The following is a 17,537-nucleotide window of genomic DNA, read 5'->3' as shown; positions in this document are numbered from 1 at the left end:
TGCAATCCCTGATTGATCCTGCCCTGATTGATTTTCGACGGAGAGCCTGCCATGCCCGATCCCGCTCTCGACCCTTCCGATCCCTGGATTCGCCCGGCACAGACCTTTCCCGAACTGACGGATGAGATGATCGACAGGGTGCGGGCCTATGGTGCCGAGGAAGAGGTTGCGCAGGATAGCTATGTCTTCCGGCGCGGCGATCACTCGATCGATTTCCTGCTGCTGCTTTCCGGCGAGCTGCAGATGTTCGCCGACGATCCGATCAAGGGCCGGCAACTTCTCTACAGCTACAAAAAGGGCCAGTTCAGCGGCGAGCAGAACATGTTCACCCACCGCAGCATTCTGCTGTCCGGCCTGCTTGTCGCCGGTTCGCGGGTGATCCGGGTCGAGCACGACCAGTTCCGCAAGCTGATCACCGGCGAGCCGGATATCGGCGAGACCATCATCCGTTCCTATATCCTGCGTCGTGCAGGCTTCGTGCGCCATGCGACGGGTGGCGGTATCCTGATCGGTCACCGGGACAGCGGCGAATTGCTCGGCATCCAGCGGTTCTTGATCCGCAACCTCTATCCCGTCACGCTGATGGGGCTGAACGAGGCGGATGCGCAGGGGGTGATGGAACGGTTCGCGCTTGCGGTCGAAGACCTGCCGGCGCTGATCACGCCGGATCACGGGGTGCTGAAACGTCCGAGCAACGAAGATCTGGCGGAGGAACTCGGTCTGTTCGAGGCACCGGAGGACGGTGCGGTCTATGATGTCGTGGTTCTGGGGGCCGGGCCTGCCGGGCTTGCATCGGCGGTCTATGCGGCGTCCGAAGGGCTGAAGACCCTTGTGGTCGAAGCGATGGCGCCGGGCGGTCAGGCCGGCACGTCATCGAAGATCGAAAACTATCTCGGGTTTCCGACGGGCATTTCGGGCCTGGCTCTGGCCGGACGGGCGCATATCCAGGCGCAGAAATTCGGGGCGCGGCTTTGCATTTCGCGCAATGCCGCCTCGCTCGACTGCTCGCAGGCGCCCTATGTCATCGGTCTCAGCGACGGGCGCGCCGTCAGCACTAGGGCGGTCGTGGTTGCGACCGGCGCACGCTATCGCAAGCTCGACGTGCCGAATTATGCGAAATTCGAGGGCAAGGGCATCCAGTATGCGGCAACGGCGATGGAAGGGCAGATCTGCTCCGGCCAGGACGTGGTGATCGTCGGTGGCGGCAATTCCGCCGGTCAGGCGGCGGTCTTTCTATCGAGGACGGCGCGGCACGTCCATATGCTGGTGAGAAGCCAGATTTCCGCGACCATGTCCGATTATCTGGTCCAGCGGATCAGGATCTCGCCGCATATCACGCTCTGCGAGGGCTGCGAGATTACCGGGCTTGAAGGGGATAGTGCGCTGGAACAGGTCGCATGGATCGATCGCTCGACCGGTAAGACATTCCGCTGCGATGCCTCCAATCTCTTCGTGATGATCGGCGCCGAACCGAATACGGACTGGCTCGGCGGGTGCCTGGAACTTGACAGCCACGGTTTCGTCTGCACCGGCCTGTCCTCTGACGACATGACGCGGCATCCCTATGCGGCGAGCAAGCCCGGAGTCTTCGCCGTCGGCGACGTGCGGGCCGGATCGGTCAAGCGCGTCGCATCGGCTGTCGGCGAGGGATCGGTGGTGGTCGCCGCGATCCACCAGTATCTGGCGGCGGCGCATTGAATATTCAGACGTAGCGCGGGATCGGTCCGACCTGCGGGGTCTGATCGGGCAGATCGACAAATTCGTCGTCGATATAGCACCAGCCCCAGCCTTCCGGCGGGTCATAGCCCTCGATGATCGGATGGCGGGTATGCCGGAAATGGGCGGTTGCGTGCTTGCCTTCCGACTGATCGCAGCAGCCGACATGCCCGCATTCGCGGCATAGCCGTAGATGAACCCAGGTCATCCCCTGTTCGAGGCATTCCTGGCATCCGCGCGTCTTCGGCGTTACCGTTCGGATCAGGTTGTGATGCGTGCACATGACTTTCCTCCCTCTGAGGGTTCAGGTCGTCGGTCGAGTGGCCCTTGCGATGCTTTCAATGAGGCATTCGGCCCTGAAGGGCTTGGGCAGGACGCAGATATCGTCGACGAGCTTCAGCCGCAGCACGTCATCGGCAAAGGCGGTGACGAAAATGAAGGGTAGCCGGCTGTCGCGGGACCGGAGCGTGTGGAAAAGCTCGATGCCGTTCATGCCGCCCATATGAAGGTCGGAGACGACGCAGGAACAGTTGCCGACTGCCGACGAGGCGAGAAAGCTTTCCGCGGAGGCAAAGGTGTTAACCTCGTAACCATGCGACCGGAGCAGGCTGCTGATCCCGCGACGAACATTTTCCTCGTCGTCGATGATGGAAATGATGACAGGCGCTTTCAACGGGAATGATACCAATCTCCGGGAAACCCGGTCTTTCGAACTGACCCCAATATGCGCCCTGACGCGGCAGGTTTAAATTATACACCGGTTTATCGGGGTGGTTTCGTGCGCGGGATTTTCCGTTCAGTCGCGCGACAGGCCGAGCGTTTCGGCCATTTTGACGAGGTCGGCAAAGGTCTTGGCGTTCATCTTGCGGCTGACTTTGCCACGGTGGATCTTCACGGTGATTTCGCTGAGGCCGAGCTCGCCGGCGATTTGCTTGTTCATCAGGCCGGTGGTCGCCATGACCATGATCTGCTGTTCGCGCGGGGAGAGCTGGTTGAAGCGCGACCGGATGTCCGTCTCGGCGCGGCTCGATCCGAGAAAGGCCTGATGCTTGGCAACGGCGGCTGCGACGGAATCGAGAATATCCTGATCGCGGAAGGGCTTGGAGAGAAAGTCGGCGGCTCCCGCTTTCATTGCCCGCACGGTCATCGGGATATCGCCATGGGCGGTGACGAAGATGATCGGGATGGTGACGCCGCGTTCAGAAAGTTTCTGCTGGAAGTCGAGCCCGCTGGTGAAGGGCAGCCTTATATCGAGGATGAGGCAACTCGCTTCGGGAAGGCGGTCGTCCTCGTAGAGTTCCAGTGCGGTGGCGAAGGTGCGAACGCGGTAACCCACCGAGCGCAGCAGCGAATCGAGCGACTGCCGCACCAGCGGTTCGTCATCGACAACCAATATGATTGGGCTTTCCGTCATATCCTCAATTCGGCGGTTTTTGGCACGCTACCTGCTCTGTCGACCCTATTCGGGCTGCCGGGCCGGCGGCAATCATACCCGAGTATAGGGTTGTAAAACCCATGGGTATGAAAACGGACTGACCGTAGAATATCCGGATCGGGCGAGGCGCTTCAATATGCACCTGTCAAAATTCAACAGGTCCACAGGAGAGCGAAGATGTCCGCCACCGCAGCTGTTGTTGCCCGCCAGATCCATGCCCTCGATATGTCCGGTTCGTCCTGCGCCGAACAGGTTGCCGCCCAGACACGCCGCTCCGCCGCATTGAGGATCGTTGCGGCGGACATGCCTGAGATTTCCGATCTGCCGCAAGGCACGACCGGCGGGCTGGCACCCTGGCAGGTGAAGAAGATCAGGCAGCATATCGAGGCGCGGATCGGCCATGGCATTCCGTTGGATGAACTGGCCCAACTGGTGCGGCTCAGCACCAGCTACTTCTCTTCCGCATTCAAGTCGACCTTCGGCGTTTCTCCGCACAGTTACATCGTCTGCTGCCGGGTCGATCACGCCAAGTACAGGATGCTGACCAGCGATGCGCCGCTTTGTGAAATCGCGCTCGATTGCGGGCTGGCCGACCAGTCCCACCTGTCGAGGGTGTTCCGCCGCGTTACCGGCACGACGCCGAGCGCATGGCGCCGCCACGCCTGCATGTCTCCGCGCGACAGGCTGTCCGCATTGGTTGCGCTTCAATAGGGCAGTCGCTCCTGCGCGTTCGATATTCCCCCGCCTGGCAACCCGTTCACGCGCGCGGTGTCCCGATTTGGGGCGCGGGGTGATGCATTTAGATTACGCTCGGTAAGCATCCCCCGAAGATTGTGTCAGAATGGGGAACTACATCTCACTGATTGCGTTATCGATCCCGACGGGGCTGGCTGAAACCACAGGTTGGAGCTGGCAAGGAAGGATGCGGTGGCGGATACGGTCTGCGCATCCGTTAGGACGGACTATGGCGGACGAATTGTCAGTGCAATTGCTTCTGGTCGAGGATGACCATCTGTTGCGGCTCGATGCGGAAGAGCTGCTGACGGAAAATGGGTTTCAGGTCACATCGGTCTCCACCGGCGAAGAGGCGTTTGCCGCGCTCGACCGGGATGCCGAGAATTTTTCCGGCGTGATCACCGATATCCGCCTCGGCAAGGGGGCCAATGGCTGGCAGGTCGGTCAGCATGCCCGCCAATGCGTTGCCAGCATTCCGATCGTCTACGTGACGGCCGACAGTGCTGCCGAATGGACGTCGCATGGCGTGCCCAACAGCGTGCTCATCCAGAAGCCTTTCGTGCCGGCGCAACTGATTGCCGCGATCAGCGGTCTTCTCAACCAGACAAGCATGACGAGTGCCGGCTGTTGACCGCGATCATTTCGCAGACAGGCGCCGCTCTTCCCGCAATCGAGCCACTTCGACGATCACGATTGCGGCGATGGTGAAGAGGATCATCAGCACGGCCAGTGCGTTGATGGTCGGCGTGATGCCGCTTCGGACCCTTGAGAACACATAGACGGTCAGCGTGTCATAGGGACCGCGGGTGAAGAGCGTGACGTTGAAATTCTCGATCGACTGGAAGAAGGCGATCGCTGCACCGGCGCCCAGCGCCGGATAGAGATGCGGCAGCAGGACCCTTCTCACCACCTGGGCATGGCTGGCGCCGAGATCGAGGGCTGCTTCCTCCAGCGAGCGGTCGAAGCTCTGCAGCCGTGCCAGTACCAAGAGCATGACGAAGGCGGAGATATAGGAGACCTGGCCCAGAACCGAGAGGTGCAGGCCGGGTGCGACCGACATCGTATTCCAGAACAGCAGGGTGGAAATGCCGATGACGGCGCCGGGAATGAGGATCGGGGCGACCATGAGACCGTAAAGCGTGCTGCGCACCGCGCCGGCAACGCTGTTGACGAGAATGGCGGATGCCGTGCCGATCGGCACCGAGATCACGACCACCGCCACGGCCACCATGAGCGTGTTGCGGAACGAGTTCAGCAGGCGCGTATCGTTCCACAGTTCGATGAACCAGTTCCAGGTGAAGCCCTGCCATGGATAAACCGAGGGGAAGCGACTGTCGTTGAAGGCCGCACCACCCATGATGATCAGCGGCAGCAGCATGTAGGCGAGGAAGAGGATGAGGTAGAGGCGAAATAGCCAGTCCGACTTGCGGGTCATGATCGTCTCTCCTCTACTTTGCGATGTCGGACAGCTTGACCCTGAAGATCTTCATCACCAGCGTGACGAAGACGGTGCAGAGAATCAGCAGCAGGAAGGCGTAGGCGGAGCCGGTATTCCAGTCGAGCGATTCGAACATCCATTGCTGGATGATTTCGGTGAACCAGCGCGAATTGGTCGAGGCGAGCAAAGTCGGCACCAGGATCGAGCCGGCCGAAAGCATGAAGACCATCACCGATCCCGACGCGATGCCGGGTTTTGAATGGGGCAGTACGATGCGCCAGTGAATGCGCCACCAGGGAGCGCCGAGATCTTCGGCGGCTTCCAACTGATTGGTGTCGAGCGACTGGATGGCGTTGTAGATCGGGAAGAGCATGAACAGGACGTAGGTATAGACGAGGCCGATGATGACCGAGCGGAACCCGGTCATCCAGCGGATCGGCTTGTCGATAATGTCCAGGTTGACGAGGAAGAAATTCAGCGGACCGCGTAGCGACAGGATGATGAACCAGGCGAAGGAGCGCATGATCTCGCTGACCCAGAGCGGGATCGTCAGGATCAAAAACAGCGTCGGCAGGCTGCGGACGGAAACGTTCTTTGCCAGATAATAGGCGAGCGGATAGGTGATCGCGAAACAGATGACCGTGACGACGCAGGAATACAGAATGGTCGAGAAAAACACGGTGATGTGGATCGGGCTCTCGACGAAGGTCAGGTAATTCTTCAGCGTATAGACGTCCTTCGGGCCGCCCATCTCCTGAACCGGCAGATAGGGGCGGAACGAATTCTCGAACAGGTAGAGGTTCGGCAGGATGACCAGGACCAGCAGCCAGAAAGCCACGAGCAGGCAGATCAGCGTCGTCAGCGGTAGGCCGTAGCGGTTGAGAAGGTCCTTCATGCAGCTTTTTCCGCAAAGGCCGGCGCTTCGTCGGGAAGGATCATGGCGCGGTCGCGATCGAAGCTGGCGAAGAGCTTTTCGCCACGTTCGGGCAGCGGTGTCGTGCCGTCGTTGCGGGCTTCCGACACGACCATCCGGCCGAGATGGTCCTGCGTCTGGATGGAAATGAAATTGCCCTCGAAGGCGATGTCGGTGACTTGCACCGGCATGCAGTTCTCGCCGCCTTCGGCGTTGGCAAGGCGTACATGTTCGGGCCGGACATAGAGTTTCGGCGCCTGCAGGTCACCGGGGCCGAGCCTGCCGTGGAAGGTGCCGTCGTCGCTGACGAAGGTTCCGTGCATGCCGTTCCGTTCGGCAAGGCGGCCTGCAAAGATGTTGTTCTCGCCGACGAAGGAGGCGACGAAGCCGTTTGACGGATTGTCGTAGATATCGCGCGGCGGGGCTGCCTGCTGCAGGCGCCCGTGGGACATGACCGCGACACGATCCGACATGGCGAGCGCCTCGCCTTGATCGTGGGTGATGTAGATGAAGGTCACCTGGGTGCGCTTCTGGATGGCGCGAAGCTCGGTGCGCATATGCTGGCGCAGTTTCAGATCGAGCGCCGAAAGCGGCTCGTCGAGCAGCATGACGGAGGGTTCGACGGCGAGCGCGCGGGCAATCGCGACGCGCTGCTTCTGGCCACCGGACAGCTGGCTCACCGACTTGTCGGCGGCATTGGGCAGGTCGACAAGGGCCAGGAGCTCCTCTGCCTTTTTGCGGCGGGTCTTCTTGTCGACGCCACGAACCTCGAGGCCGAAGGCGATGTTTTCCCAGATCGACATCAGCGGGAAGAGTGCGAGGTTCTGGAAGATCAGCGCCGTCGGCCGCTGGTTCGGCCGCTGGTCGCGCATGTCCTTGCCGCCGATGCGGACCGTGCCGCTGGTCGGCGAGATGAAGCCGGACACCATTCTGAGGATCGTCGTCTTGCCGCACCCGGACGGGCCGAGGAAGGAGAAGAACTCTCCGGCCTGAATATCTACCGATACGTGGTCCACCGCGCGGAATCCCCCGAAATCCGCGCAAACGTCCTGTAGCTCTACACTGGCACTCATATCGACCGCTTTTCCTCTATACCGATCCGGGTACTGCAGGGACCTATCCGCCGGGATGCTGATGATCCCGGCGGATAGGTCAGTGACGAGCAAACGCGTTACGCTGCCTTGTACTTGTCGGCATATTCGCCGCGCTTGGCGAGGAACCAGGCGGACTGTGCCGGCCACCAGTAGAGTTTGGAGATGGAATCTCCCGGGAAGCTCGACTTGTAATAGGTGGATACGGAGGGATCCATCTTGTCTATGCCGCCCTTGCCGACCGGGTTGGCGGAGAAGGCGGTCGCCCAGAGAGCCGAGCCTTCCGCGGTGGAGACCCATTTGGCGAATTCGTGCGCCTGTTCGACATTCTTGGCGCTCTTCATCAGAACCAGGCCCTGGTTCCAGGCAAATGCTCCTTCCTTCGGAGAGACATAACCATAGCCTTCCTTGGCCATGTTGAAGCCGGTCGAATCCCAGCAGAGGCCGAGCGCTGCGCCATTGGTGCGGAATGCCGCCTGGGCGTCGTTCTCACCGCTCCAGAACTGGACGATGTTGGCCTTGACCTTGATGGCCTCGGCAAGGGCGATATCCCACAGTTCGACCATGGTCTTCTCGTCCTTGTAGCCGTCGATCCACGGCTTCGGCAGCTTGCCTTGAGCATCCATCCAGCGCCCCATGGCAGCGAGAGCCGAGTGGCCGCGCACCGTCACATTGACATCCGGGTTGAACAGGTCGCCGAGGCTTGCCTTGCCGTATTCGGTCGGGAATTCCTTCTTGGAATAGACGAGCGCCTCGGTGCCCCAGACGGAGGGCACGAACATGCGCTTGCCGTCGATCGTGGCGGCTTCCGCGGCGGAACCGTTGGCCAGGCCATCGGCGTAGTTGTCGATCGAGAGCTTGCCGAGGTCCCAGCCCTGGATCAGGCCGTTGGCGTTCCAGGCGGTGACGCGGTCAAGCGTCGGCTCGATGATGTCGGAGGCGCCGGTTGCAAGCGAGATCTTCGCCTGGGCAAACATCGTGTCCTGGTCGGGCTGTTCGGTGAAGTTGACCTTGATGCCGGTCGCCTTTGTGAAGGCGGGGAAGACCTTTTCGGCCATGCCGGGATAACCCGCCCAACCGGTGAAGTTGACTTCGCCGGAGGAGGCGAGCGCATTGGAGGAGATGACGGCCGGCGAGGCGATGATGCCGGCGCCGATCGCAGACGACTTGAGGATTGTACGACGTGTAAGCGGTGATTTCAGAATGCTCATCGGAATGCTCCCGGTTTTGATGACCATTATTCATGTTGCCGCCGGTTTCCCGGACTTTGGGTCGTAATCGGCGGCGATATGGTCGCTGCCGGCAGTCTGCAGTTCGATGTCAGAAGCATGCAATTACGATCAGTCCTGCGTCGTGGTCCTCCCTTTACTTGCCCCCTTACTTGGCCATTGCAGGCAATGTCGCTTGTTGCTGCGAGCCGGAGGTCTTGCCGCGCAGGCTTCTGACCTCGGCCAGCACGCAGAGCAACTCGAACATGACTGTGACACCGAGAAAGGCCGTTGCGCCGCTCGTGTCGAAGGGCGGAGAGACTTCCACCAAATCGGCACCGACGATGTTGAGGCTGCGCAGTTCGCGCACCACCTGAAGCGCCTGGAAACTGTTCGGTCCGCCGATTTCCGGCGTGCCCGTGCCCGGCGCGAAAGCCGGGTCGATGAAGTCGATGTCGTAGCTGACATAGGTGTCGCCGGTGCCGGCGATAGCGCGGGCTTCGGCCATCACGTCCTCGACGCCGCGGGCGTGGAACTCCTCGATCGGGATGACGCGAATGCCGACTGCATCGGCAAAGTCGCGATCCTCGAAATCATAGGCGGGGCCGCGGATGCCGATCATGCAGACGCGTTTCGGATCGAGCAGACCTTCCTCGACGGCGCGGCGGAAGGGGGTGCCGTGGGTGTATTTGAAACCGCCGAAATAGGAATGGAAGAGATCGGTATGGCTGTCGAAATGGATCATGCCCAGCGGCTTGTCGCGGCCGAGCGAACGCAGGATCGGCAGGGACGACAGATGATCGCCACCGGCCGTCAGTGGCAGGATGCTGGCCGCCTTTACCGCGTCGTAGAAGGCGGTGATACGGTTCATGGAATCCTCGATATCGGCCGGGTTCGGGCCGACATCGCCAAGATCGGCGCAATTGGCGAGGTCGAAGGGGCGAATTCTGGTGGCGCCGTTCTGGTGGCGCACCATGGTCGAAAGGTCGCGCAACTGACGCGGCGCGTGGCGCGGGCCGGGCCTATTGGTCGTGCCGCCATCCCACGGGACGCCGATCAGGCCGATATCCACCGCGCCCAGACGTGCGTCATCCAGCGTGATATGCGGCAGTCGCATGAAGGTTGCGATGCCGGCAAAGCGCGGAAGATCGACGCCCGAGATCGGGCGGAAGTCGGATGTCGTCATGCAGTTCCCCTGGCGGCTTTCTGCCGCTCATGTTGACCGGAAGCTAACCATGTCCGTTGACAACTGACAACTGGCCTCTCCGTCATAGTAGCACAGGAGACGGCGAAAGACGCATAGGACACTGCCGATCTTGCTTCGGATGCGGAAAAATGAGGCGTAGTTTGCGTATCCGCTAGTCAGTTTTTCTCAAGATCCGCGTGGTGGAATTCCGATTGGTTATCCGCGGGTGGGAATTCATGCACTGAAAGTGCTGGATTTTCGCCAGGCCGGAGTACGGTATCGGATGAAATTCACGATCACGAACTCTGGTTCTGCTGTCCGTGAAATCTGGATCTGTTGCGGTTGTCGTGGATCAATCAATGTCTGCCGGTTCCAGGTTGGCGGCTTATCTTTTCTCGATGCATCGGGCTTGTCATCATCGTGCCGGGCGTTATGGCTGGAGCTGACTCAAGTATTCTTTCGCATGTGATTTCAGACAAGGAGATAGTGATGAGTTCACGCACGGCGCTCATAACCGGCGCAACGGCAGGCTTCGGCCAGGCGATTGCCCGCCGATTTGCCAAGGAAGGCTGGAAGGTCGTCGTCACCGGACGGCGCAAGGACCGGCTCGATGCGCTGGTCGAGGAACTCGGCGGCCCGACCCGAGCCCATGGTCTGGTGTTCGACATTCGCGACGAGGCGGCAACGCGCGCGGCGCTCGCTGCCATTCCGGCCGAGTTTTCCAAGATCGATGCACTGGTCAACAATGCCGGACTGGCGCTCGGCACGGGACCGGCCCAGGACTGCGATCTCGACCAGTGGAAGACGATGATCGACACCAACATCACCGGTCTCGTCACCATCACCCGGCTGATGCTCGACCAGTTGATCGCAAGCCGCGGCCTGATCGTCAATCTCGCATCGGTTGCCGCCAACTGGCCCTATCCGGGCGGGAATGTCTATGGCGCGACGAAGTCCTTTGTGCAGCAGTTTTCGCGCGGGTTGAGAAGCGATCTTTCGGCCAAGGGCGTGCGCGTCACCTCGATCGAGCCGGGCATGGCGGAAAGCGAATTCACGCTGGTGCGCACCGGCGGCGACCAGGCTGCCTATAACAAGCTCTATGGCGGGGCAAACCCGCTGCAGCCGGAAGATATCGCGGAGACGATCTATTGGGTCGCCTCGCTGCCGGCGCATGTCAACATCAACACGCTGGAAATCATGCCGGTCAGCCAGTCCTGGGCACCGTTCCAGGTGTATCGGGAAGCGAAGTAGGGGCTCTGAGGGGACAGAAAGTCCCCCTCTGGCCTGCCGGCCATCTCCCCCACAAGGGGGGAGAAGACTTGCCGCAGACGCCTGCCCCGATTGGTGCACGGCGGTTCCGCCGGGTTAAGCCCTCCCCCTTGTGGGGAGGGTTGGGAGGGGTATTTCTAGACTTACCCAAACGCCTTGGTCAGCGCCTTGTCGATGGCGCCGGTGATCTGGTCGATCTCGGCTGAATTGATGATCAGCGGCGGGCTCATGCAAAGCGTGTTGTTGAAGCCGGGGACCGAGCGGTTGGTGGCGCCGATGATCACGCCCTGCGCCACGCAATCGGCGGTGACGGCCTGGACCATCTTTTCCGGTGCCGGCTCTTTCGTTTCGCGGTCCATGACGAGTTCTGCGCCGCAGAACAGGCCGAGGCCGCGCACGTCGCCGATCACCTGATGGCGGCTCTGCAGCTCGCGGAGGTTATCCATCAGACGGGCACCCATCTTCAGGGTGTTTTCGAGCAGGCCTTCCTCCTCGATGATGCGCATGTTTTCGAGCGCTGCCGCCGGGCCGGCGACGCAGCCGCCGAAGGTGGAGATGTCGCGGAAATAGGACATGGGATCGGACGGATCGTCCTTGAACATCTCGAAGACCTTTTCGGTCGTCACGGTGCAGGAGATTGCCGCATAGCCGGACGCGACGCCCTTTGCCATGGTGACGAAGTCCGGCTCGATGCCGTAATGCTGGTAGCCGAACCACTTGCCGGTGCGGCCCATGCCGCAGACGACTTCGTCGATATGCAGCAGCACATCGTATTTCCTGCAGATTTCCTGCACCCGCTGCCAGTAGCCCTTCGGGGGCACGATGACGCCGCCGCCGGCGGTGACCGGTTCGAGGCAGAGGAGGCCAACGGTTTCCGGGCCTTCGCGCAGGATGACTTCCTCGATCGCATCGGCAGCCTTGATGCCGTAATCATCGATCTCGCCCCACTGGCTGCGATATTCCAGGCAATGCGGCACTTCGACGAAGCCCGGAGGCATCGGACCATACTGTTCGCGGCGTTCCTTCTGACCAGCTGCGGCAAGCGTGCCGAGCGTCGTGCCGTGGTAGTCGCGATCACGGTAGAGGATCTTGTACTTGCCGCTATTATGTTTGCGGTGCGCGATCTGGCGCACCATCTTGAACACCTTCTCGTTGGCCTCGGAGCCGGAGTTCGAATAGTAGACGCGGGTCATGCCCGGCATCTTCTCGATCAGCTTTTCGGCAAACAGCGCGGCCGGAACGTTGCCGGCGGCGCCGGCGAAGTAGTTGAGCTTGACCAGCTGGTCGCGCACCGCATCCGCTATGCTGGTGCGGCCATAGCCGACATTGACGGTCCAGACAGCACCGGACACGCCATCGAGATATTCCTTGCCGGTGGCATCCCAGACGCGGGTGCCCTTGCCCTCGACATAGATCTTGGGGTCGACGCTTTCATACTGCTTGTGCTGCGACAGGTGATGCCAGACATGGGCGCGATCGGCCTCGATGACGGCCTGTATGTCGTTGGGACGTGAAGCGACGTTCATGATCTTCCTCGGAGGTTCCCTTTTATTTGGTGCCGCGAGGCTATCATCATTCCTCACTAAAGCGGCGGTTGCAGCCTTCTGGCTCCATGAAAAACGCATTCTGGATCCGTCATGTGGATTGTCAAGCATTTGCGCCGCAACGGCTTCAAACACATTCGCGAACGGCCTCGGCAAGGCGAACAAGGCCCGGTTCAATGCGATGTGCGGGAATGGAGCTGAAACCGAGGCGGAAAAAATTCCGTCCGGCTGCGGGGTCGGAAAAGAAGATATCGCCGGGTTCGACCAGCACGCCTTTTCGACGTGCGAGCTCGACCAGCCGCCGGGCATCCATCGAGGGCGGGCCCTCCACCCACAGGCTGGTTGCCCCGCGGCCTCGGCTCGTCCGGCAGGTCGGCAGGTATTTCGGCAACAGGCGCTCCATCAGCGCGGAGCGTTCCAGCATGGCCGCGCCTGCCTTGTTGAGGTGCTGGCGATAGTGGCCGAGCGCGATGAAGGTGGCGAGCGTGCGTTGGTTGTTGGTTGGCGGATGGCGCAGCATGATCCGGCGCAGCACGCGCAATTCGCTGATCACCGGTCTCGGCGCGACGATGTAGCCGATCCTCAGGCCCGGTGCGACGACCTTGGAGAAGCTGCCGACATAGAGAACGCGGCCGGTACGATCGAGGCTTTTCAGCGAGGGGAGATTGCCGTCTTCCTGGATGGAAAGGTCGGCATCGTAATCGTCCTCGACGATCAGCACATCGTCTCTTTCGGCGGCTTCCAGAATGGCGTGGCGGCGCTCGATCGGGGTGACGATCGTGGTCGGGCAATGGTGGCCGGGCGTCATGAACGCCACCTTGGCACCGGCGAATACCTGATCGGGCACGACGCCGTGCTCGTCGGAGGTGAGGAAGCGGACGTCTCTGGTCGCAAGGCTCACCATGTTGCGCATGTCGGGATAGCCGGGGTCTTCGACAGCGGCCGGCGTATCGCGCCCGACGAGCAGGTTGACCAGCATCGAGAGCGCCTGTTGCGAACCGACGGTGATGATGACCTCGCCCTGGGCGGCAAAGATGCCGCGCCGGGGCAGGACCTGTACCCTGAGCTGCTCGATCAGGTCGGGATCGTCGTCGTCGATCATGTCGCCGGCCCAGCCCTGGATCTCCTGCACGCTGGAGGTGGCGCGTACGGCCTCGCGCCAGTTGTTGGTCGGGAACAGTTCCGGATCATACTGGCCGAACAGGAAGGGATAGGGATAGGACTGCCAGTCGCGCGGCTTGGAATGCTGCCGCATCTTAGACGGCTCGACGATGAAGCGGTCCCGCCAGACCTTGTCCTCGCCGGAGCTTTTGGCTGTGGATTCGGGCTTTGGCGCGATATCGGCGACGAAAATGCCGGTCCGCTGGCGCGAGACGAGAAATCCCTCGTCGATCAGTTGCTGGTAGGCGGACGTCACGGTATTGCGGCCGATCCTCAGCGTTGCCGCCAGATTGCGGCTCGGCGGCAGGCGCATGTTGGCGGGCAGCGTGCCGGTTTCCACCGCATGCACGATCATCCGGCGGATCTGGATGTTGAGCGGCTGACCGTCGCGCGAAAAATCGCCGAAGACGGAATTCCAGGATACGTCGAGCTGTTGTCTGAGGGCGGGTTTGCGCATGGTTGCAGCTAAGCAAAAAACGGCGGGGCGGGGAAGGTGTGTCGCTGTAGTTCCACCCAGCTCCAATATGATGAAAATTGCAACTTAGCGTACCCAAACAGATCGAATGAGCTTTCGATTGGTCGGGCATTCCCCTAAAAATACAGGGTCTTGGCAATTTCTGGGAGGAAACATGAAGATCACCAAGCTTGAAACGGTGCGTGTCGCCGAGCGGAGCAATCTGCTCTGGGTTCTGGTTCACACCGACGAGGGTATCACGGGGCTGGGAGAGACCTTTTTCGGCGCCGAGACGGTGGAGAGCTATATCCACGAATATGTGGCGCCGCGGGTGATCGGCCGCGATCCGCTGGCTATCGATCTTCTGGCGCAGGAACTGGTCGGTTATGTCGGCTTTCGCTCGTCCGGTGCCGAGGTGCGCGGCAATTCCGCCTTCGATATCGCGCTCTGGGACATATTCGGCAAGGTGACGGGCCAGCCGATCGCACAGCTTCTCGGCGGTTTCTCGAGGAAGGAAATCCGCACCTACAATACCTGCGCCGGCACGGAATATATCAAGAAGGCGACCGGGCAGACGACGGCCAATTACGGGCTTTCGACCGGCAAGGACTATGACGACCTCAACGGCTTCCTGCACCGGGCCGACGAACTGGCGGAATCCTTGCTGGAACAGGGCATCACGGCGATGAAGATCTGGCCGTTCGACCAGGCGGCGGAAAAGACCAAGGGCCAGTATATCTCGTCCGCGGACCTGAAGGCAGCACTTCAGCCCTTCGAGAAGATCCGCAAGGCGGTCGGCGACAGGATCGACATCATGGTCGAGTTCCATTCGATGTGGCAGCTTCTGCCGGCAATGCAGATCGCCAAGGCGCTGACACCTTACGGAACCTTCTGGCACGAAGACCCGATCAAGATGGACAGCCTGTCCAGCCTCAAACGCTATGCCGAAGTCTCGCCCGCGCCGATCTCGGCGTCGGAAACGCTCGCCACCCGCTGGGGCTTTCGCGATTATCTGGAAACGGGAGCTGCCGGCATCGTCATGCTCGACATTTCCTGGTGCGGCGGGTTGTCGGAGGCACGCAAGATCGCCTCGATGGCCGAAGCCTGGCATCTGCCGGTCGCGCCGCATGACTGCACCGGTCCGGTCGTGCTCTGCGCTTCCACCCATCTGTCGCTCAACGCACCGAATGCGCTGGTGCAGGAAAGCGTGCGTGCCTTCTACAATACCTGGTACCGCGATCTCGTCACCGCCCTGCCGGAGGTGAAGAATGGCATGATTACTGTGCCGCCGGGGCCGGGGCTGGGCATGGAGCTCAATCCCGAGCTTGAGAAGGCATTCACCGTCAGCCGTCGGTTCTCCGCCGCGTCCAATCTATAAGGCAGCAGGTATGCAGGCTTCATCCGTTTCGGGTTTCAAGACCATGTCGATCGCCGGACCGGCCATCATGCTTCTCGGCATGCTGATGTTTGCGCTCAATGACACTATGGGCAAATGGCTGGTGGCGAGCTACGGGCTGGGGCAGGTGGTGCTACTGCGCAGCCTTGCCGCGCTCGTCATCCTCGTGCCGATCGTCTGGATGGCCGGCCTGCCGGCCATCCGCAATGCGGAGAAGCCGTGGATGCAGCTTGCACGGGTCGTCTGCTCCACCACGGAAGTGTTCTCCTTTTATTATGCCGTCATGTATCTGCCGCTTGCGGATGTGATGACCTATTGGCTGGCCGCGCCGATCTATGTCGCGGCCCTGTCGCCACTTCTGCTTGGAGACAGGGTCGGCTGGCGGCGCTGGACGGCGATCGCGATCGGATTCGTCGGCGTCATCATCACGCTGGAGCCGTCCTCGGCGATGTTCACCGCGCCGGCAGTGATCTCGATCATCGGCAGTGCCGCCTTCGCCTTCATGATGATTTCGGGCCGTTTCCTGCGCGGCACGCCGGATACGACACTGGTGTTCTTCCAGGTCTGCGGTGCGGGGATTGCTGGGCTTTGCTTCGCGCCGTTCGACTGGAGCCCGGTGCAATCCGGCTTCGACCTCGGCCTGCTCGGGCTGCTCGGCATTGTCGCGATGGCAGCGCATGTGCTGGTCAACCGGGCCTTGAAGATTTCCGATGCGGCGACTGTCGCGCCGCTGCAATATACGCTTCTGCTCTGGGCGGTGGTCTTCGGCTGGCTGTTCTTCGGTGACGTGCCACGGCTCAGCATGATCGTCGGCGCCGCACTGATCGTCGCCTCCGGCCTGTTCATTTTCGTGCGGGAACAGATGTTGAAGAAGCGCGACACGGTGCTGCCGGCGATCCCGGAATAACAAAAGGCCCGCGCCCCGGGGTTTCCTGAGGCGCGGGCTTCATTCACGGCTGGTGGACCCGGGGAGTGTGTCGGATCACTGGCCGCGGATGGTCTTCAGTTCTGCGAGGATGCCGTCGACGACATCCGGGCCGATCTCCGCCTTGTGCTTTTCATAGACGACCATCGACTTCTCGCGGATGCGGGTCTGCTCTTCCGGCGACAGCTTGTTCACCTTCAGGCCGGCAGCCTCGATCTTCTCCAGCGACTTCTTGTTCAGGTCGGCAATTACCTTGCGCTCGACATCGCGGCCGACGACTGCGCAGTCACGCAGGGCCTGCTGTTCGTCCGCGGCGTAGGTGTTGAAGATCGCCTTGGAGAAGAGGAAGAGGAACGGCGTGTAGGCGTGGTTGGTCTCGGTAACGTATTTCTGCACTTCGTAGAATTTCGAGGTGTCGATCGTCACATAGGGGTTTTCCTGGGCGTCGATCGCCTTGGTTTCCAGCGCCGAATAGACTTCGCCGAAGGCCATCGGGGTGGCGTTGGCGCCGAGGTTCTGGAAGGTGTCGAGGAAGATGTTGTTCTGCATGACGCGAACCTTCATCCCCGCAAAGTCTTCCCACTTGGTCACCGGGTGTTCGGAGTTGGACAGGTTGCGGAAACCGTTTTCCCAGTAGGCGAGATTGACGAGGCCGGCGGCATCGAGCTTCTTGTTCATCTCGTCGCCGAACTTGCCGTCGAGAACCTTGTAGGCCTCTTCCGGCGTAGCAAAGAGGAAGGGAAGGTCGAAGACGCCGAGTGCCGGGATGATGCCGACGAGCGGCGAGGACGAGGTGACGACGGCTTCCTGGACGCCCGAACGCAGCGCCTGGGTTGCCTGAAGGTCGCCGCCGAGCGCGCCGCCCCAGAACGCGGTCAGCTTCATCTTGCCGCCTGACTTCTGGTCGAGGCATTCCTGCATGGCCTTGATGCCGTTGCCGACCGGGTGGTCGGCATTGATGCCGTTCGAGACGCGGATGTTACGGCTCTTGAAGTCTGCGAAGGCCGGTACGGAACCGGAGATCGCGATGGCAATGGCGGTCGTTGCGAAAAGAAGCTTCTTCATG

Annotated in this window: 17 protein-coding genes; 6 read left to right on the top strand and 11 right to left on the bottom strand. The window is 61.2% G+C overall.

The annotated features are described in order from the left end of the window. Positions 1-51 precede the first annotated feature (51 nt). The gene (locus NCHU2750_RS15775) at positions 52-1,698 is read left to right on the top strand and encodes an FAD-dependent oxidoreductase (protein WP_119941376.1); all 1,647 of its coding nucleotides are present in this window, start codon (positions 52-54) and stop codon (positions 1,696-1,698) included. Positions 1,699-1,702: 4 nt separating this feature from the next. Here the strand turns inward: NCHU2750_RS15775 and NCHU2750_RS15770 are convergent, their stop codons facing one another. The 3 genes from NCHU2750_RS15770 to NCHU2750_RS15760 all read right to left on the bottom strand — a co-directional run bounded on the left by NCHU2750_RS15770 (position 1,703) and on the right by NCHU2750_RS15760 (position 3,130). After that, the gene (locus tag NCHU2750_RS15770) at positions 1,703-1,999 is read right to left on the bottom strand and encodes a UBP-type zinc finger domain-containing protein (protein WP_119941375.1); all 297 of its coding nucleotides are present in this window, start codon (positions 1,997-1,999) and stop codon (positions 1,703-1,705) included. Positions 2,000-2,020: 21 nt separating this feature from the next. Then, positions 2,021-2,389 (bottom strand): response regulator transcription factor, encoded by a 369-nt coding sequence (locus NCHU2750_RS15765; RefSeq protein ID WP_162939651.1) that lies wholly within the window; start codon positions 2,387-2,389, stop codon positions 2,021-2,023. Between the two features lie 123 nt (positions 2,390-2,512). Next, positions 2,513-3,130, bottom strand: coding sequence for a response regulator transcription factor (locus NCHU2750_RS15760; RefSeq protein WP_119941373.1), 618 nt, complete (start codon positions 3,128-3,130; stop codon positions 2,513-2,515). Positions 3,131-3,328: 198 nt separating this feature from the next. On the opposite strand from NCHU2750_RS15760, the gene NCHU2750_RS15755 reads away from it, so the two are divergent. Both NCHU2750_RS15755 and NCHU2750_RS15750 read left to right on the top strand, forming a co-directional pair. Further along, on the top strand, positions 3,329-3,862 hold the full coding sequence (locus NCHU2750_RS15755) for a helix-turn-helix domain-containing protein (protein WP_119941372.1): 534 nt from the start codon (positions 3,329-3,331) through the stop codon (positions 3,860-3,862). 253 nt (positions 3,863-4,115) lie between these two features. After that, a complete protein-coding gene (locus NCHU2750_RS15750) occupies positions 4,116-4,517 on the top strand; it encodes a response regulator (RefSeq protein ID WP_162939650.1) in 402 nt (133 codons plus the stop codon). Between the two features lie 6 nt (positions 4,518-4,523). Here NCHU2750_RS15750 and NCHU2750_RS15745 read toward each other — a convergent pair whose 3' ends face one another. From NCHU2750_RS15745 to NCHU2750_RS15725, 5 genes are all read right to left on the bottom strand, one after another. After that, positions 4,524-5,321 (bottom strand): ABC transporter permease, encoded by a 798-nt coding sequence (locus NCHU2750_RS15745; protein ID WP_119941370.1) that lies wholly within the window; start codon positions 5,319-5,321, stop codon positions 4,524-4,526. Positions 5,322-5,334: 13 nt separating this feature from the next. Continuing rightward, positions 5,335-6,219: an ABC transporter permease gene (locus NCHU2750_RS15740; RefSeq protein ID WP_119941369.1), complete on the bottom strand. Its 885-nt coding sequence runs from the start codon at positions 6,217-6,219 to the stop codon at positions 5,335-5,337. Continuing rightward, positions 6,216-7,310 carry an ABC transporter ATP-binding protein gene (locus tag NCHU2750_RS15735; RefSeq protein WP_119941368.1) on the bottom strand — a complete coding sequence of 365 codons (1,095 nt, stop codon included), beginning with the start codon at positions 7,308-7,310 and terminating at the stop codon, positions 6,216-6,218. Before NCHU2750_RS15735 ends, NCHU2750_RS15740 begins: the two co-directional genes overlap by 4 nt. Positions 7,311-7,408: 98 nt before the next feature. After that, positions 7,409-8,539 carry an extracellular solute-binding protein gene (locus tag NCHU2750_RS15730; RefSeq protein WP_162939649.1) on the bottom strand — a complete coding sequence of 377 codons (1,131 nt, stop codon included), beginning with the start codon at positions 8,537-8,539 and terminating at the stop codon, positions 7,409-7,411. Between the two features lie 166 nt (positions 8,540-8,705). After that, on the bottom strand, positions 8,706-9,722 hold the full coding sequence (locus NCHU2750_RS15725) for an agmatinase (RefSeq protein WP_119941366.1): 1,017 nt from the start codon (positions 9,720-9,722) through the stop codon (positions 8,706-8,708). Between the two features lie 489 nt (positions 9,723-10,211). On the opposite strand from NCHU2750_RS15725, the gene NCHU2750_RS15720 reads away from it, so the two are divergent. After that, on the top strand, positions 10,212-10,973 hold the full coding sequence (locus NCHU2750_RS15720; protein ID WP_119941365.1) for an SDR family NAD(P)-dependent oxidoreductase: 762 nt from the start codon (positions 10,212-10,214) through the stop codon (positions 10,971-10,973). 161 nt (positions 10,974-11,134) lie between these two features. Here NCHU2750_RS15720 and NCHU2750_RS15715 read toward each other — a convergent pair whose 3' ends face one another. Both NCHU2750_RS15715 and pdxR read right to left on the bottom strand, forming a co-directional pair. Continuing rightward, entirely contained in the window at positions 11,135-12,517 is a 1,383-nt protein-coding gene (locus tag NCHU2750_RS15715) for an aminotransferase family protein (protein WP_119941364.1), read from the bottom strand. 145 nt (positions 12,518-12,662) lie between these two features. After that, positions 12,663-14,153: a MocR-like pyridoxine biosynthesis transcription factor PdxR gene (gene pdxR / locus NCHU2750_RS15710; RefSeq protein WP_119941363.1), complete on the bottom strand. Its 1,491-nt coding sequence runs from the start codon at positions 14,151-14,153 to the stop codon at positions 12,663-12,665. A 172-nt stretch (positions 14,154-14,325) separates the two neighbouring features. On the opposite strand from pdxR, the gene NCHU2750_RS15705 reads away from it, so the two are divergent. Both NCHU2750_RS15705 and NCHU2750_RS15700 read left to right on the top strand, forming a co-directional pair. Beyond that, the gene (locus tag NCHU2750_RS15705) at positions 14,326-15,528 is read left to right on the top strand and encodes a mandelate racemase/muconate lactonizing enzyme family protein (RefSeq protein ID WP_119941362.1); all 1,203 of its coding nucleotides are present in this window, start codon (positions 14,326-14,328) and stop codon (positions 15,526-15,528) included. A 10-nt stretch (positions 15,529-15,538) separates the two neighbouring features. Beyond that, the gene (locus NCHU2750_RS15700; protein ID WP_245480261.1) at positions 15,539-16,453 is read left to right on the top strand and encodes a DMT family transporter; all 915 of its coding nucleotides are present in this window, start codon (positions 15,539-15,541) and stop codon (positions 16,451-16,453) included. A gap of 75 nt (positions 16,454-16,528) precedes the next feature. Here the strand turns inward: NCHU2750_RS15700 and NCHU2750_RS15695 are convergent, their stop codons facing one another. After that, positions 16,529-17,536: a TRAP transporter substrate-binding protein gene (locus NCHU2750_RS15695; protein ID WP_119941361.1), complete on the bottom strand. Its 1,008-nt coding sequence runs from the start codon at positions 17,534-17,536 to the stop codon at positions 16,529-16,531. Between the last annotated feature and the right edge of the window lies 1 nt (position 17,537).

The sequence above is a fragment of the Neorhizobium sp. NCHU2750 genome (genome assembly GCF_003597675.1).
Taxonomy (GTDB): domain Bacteria; phylum Pseudomonadota; class Alphaproteobacteria; order Rhizobiales; family Rhizobiaceae; genus Neorhizobium.
This window is presented reverse-complemented; position numbering and strand designations above follow the sequence as displayed.

Excerpts from the sequence above, each read along its gene's own strand:
- NCHU2750_RS15775 (WP_119941376.1), top strand. The coding sequence starts at position 52 with ATGCCCGATCCCGCTCTCGACCCTTCCGATCCCTGGATTCGCCCGGCA.
- NCHU2750_RS15770 (WP_119941375.1), bottom strand. The coding sequence starts at position 1,999 with ATGTGCACGCATCACAACCTGATCCGAACGGTAACGCCGAAGACGCGC.
- NCHU2750_RS15760 (WP_119941373.1), bottom strand. The coding sequence starts at position 3,130 with ATGACGGAAAGCCCAATCATATTGGTTGTCGATGACGAACCGCTGGTG.
- NCHU2750_RS15755 (WP_119941372.1), top strand. The coding sequence starts at position 3,329 with ATGTCCGCCACCGCAGCTGTTGTTGCCCGCCAGATCCATGCCCTCGAT.
- NCHU2750_RS15750 (WP_162939650.1), top strand. The coding sequence starts at position 4,116 with ATGGCGGACGAATTGTCAGTGCAATTGCTTCTGGTCGAGGATGACCAT.
- NCHU2750_RS15745 (WP_119941370.1), bottom strand. The coding sequence starts at position 5,321 with ATGACCCGCAAGTCGGACTGGCTATTTCGCCTCTACCTCATCCTCTTC.
- NCHU2750_RS15740 (WP_119941369.1), bottom strand. The coding sequence starts at position 6,219 with ATGAAGGACCTTCTCAACCGCTACGGCCTACCGCTGACGACGCTGATC.
- NCHU2750_RS15735 (WP_119941368.1), bottom strand. The coding sequence starts at position 7,310 with ATGAGTGCCAGTGTAGAGCTACAGGACGTTTGCGCGGATTTCGGGGGA.
- NCHU2750_RS15730 (WP_162939649.1), bottom strand. The coding sequence starts at position 8,539 with ATGAGCATTCTGAAATCACCGCTTACACGTCGTACAATCCTCAAGTCG.
- NCHU2750_RS15725 (WP_119941366.1), bottom strand. The coding sequence starts at position 9,722 with ATGACGACATCCGACTTCCGCCCGATCTCGGGCGTCGATCTTCCGCGC.
- NCHU2750_RS15720 (WP_119941365.1), top strand. The coding sequence starts at position 10,212 with ATGAGTTCACGCACGGCGCTCATAACCGGCGCAACGGCAGGCTTCGGC.
- NCHU2750_RS15715 (WP_119941364.1), bottom strand. The coding sequence starts at position 12,517 with ATGAACGTCGCTTCACGTCCCAACGACATACAGGCCGTCATCGAGGCC.
- pdxR (WP_119941363.1), bottom strand. The coding sequence starts at position 14,153 with ATGCGCAAACCCGCCCTCAGACAACAGCTCGACGTATCCTGGAATTCC.
- NCHU2750_RS15705 (WP_119941362.1), top strand. The coding sequence starts at position 14,326 with ATGAAGATCACCAAGCTTGAAACGGTGCGTGTCGCCGAGCGGAGCAAT.
- NCHU2750_RS15700 (WP_245480261.1), top strand. The coding sequence starts at position 15,539 with ATGCAGGCTTCATCCGTTTCGGGTTTCAAGACCATGTCGATCGCCGGA.
- NCHU2750_RS15695 (WP_119941361.1), bottom strand. The coding sequence starts at position 17,536 with ATGAAGAAGCTTCTTTTCGCAACGACCGCCATTGCCATCGCGATCTCC.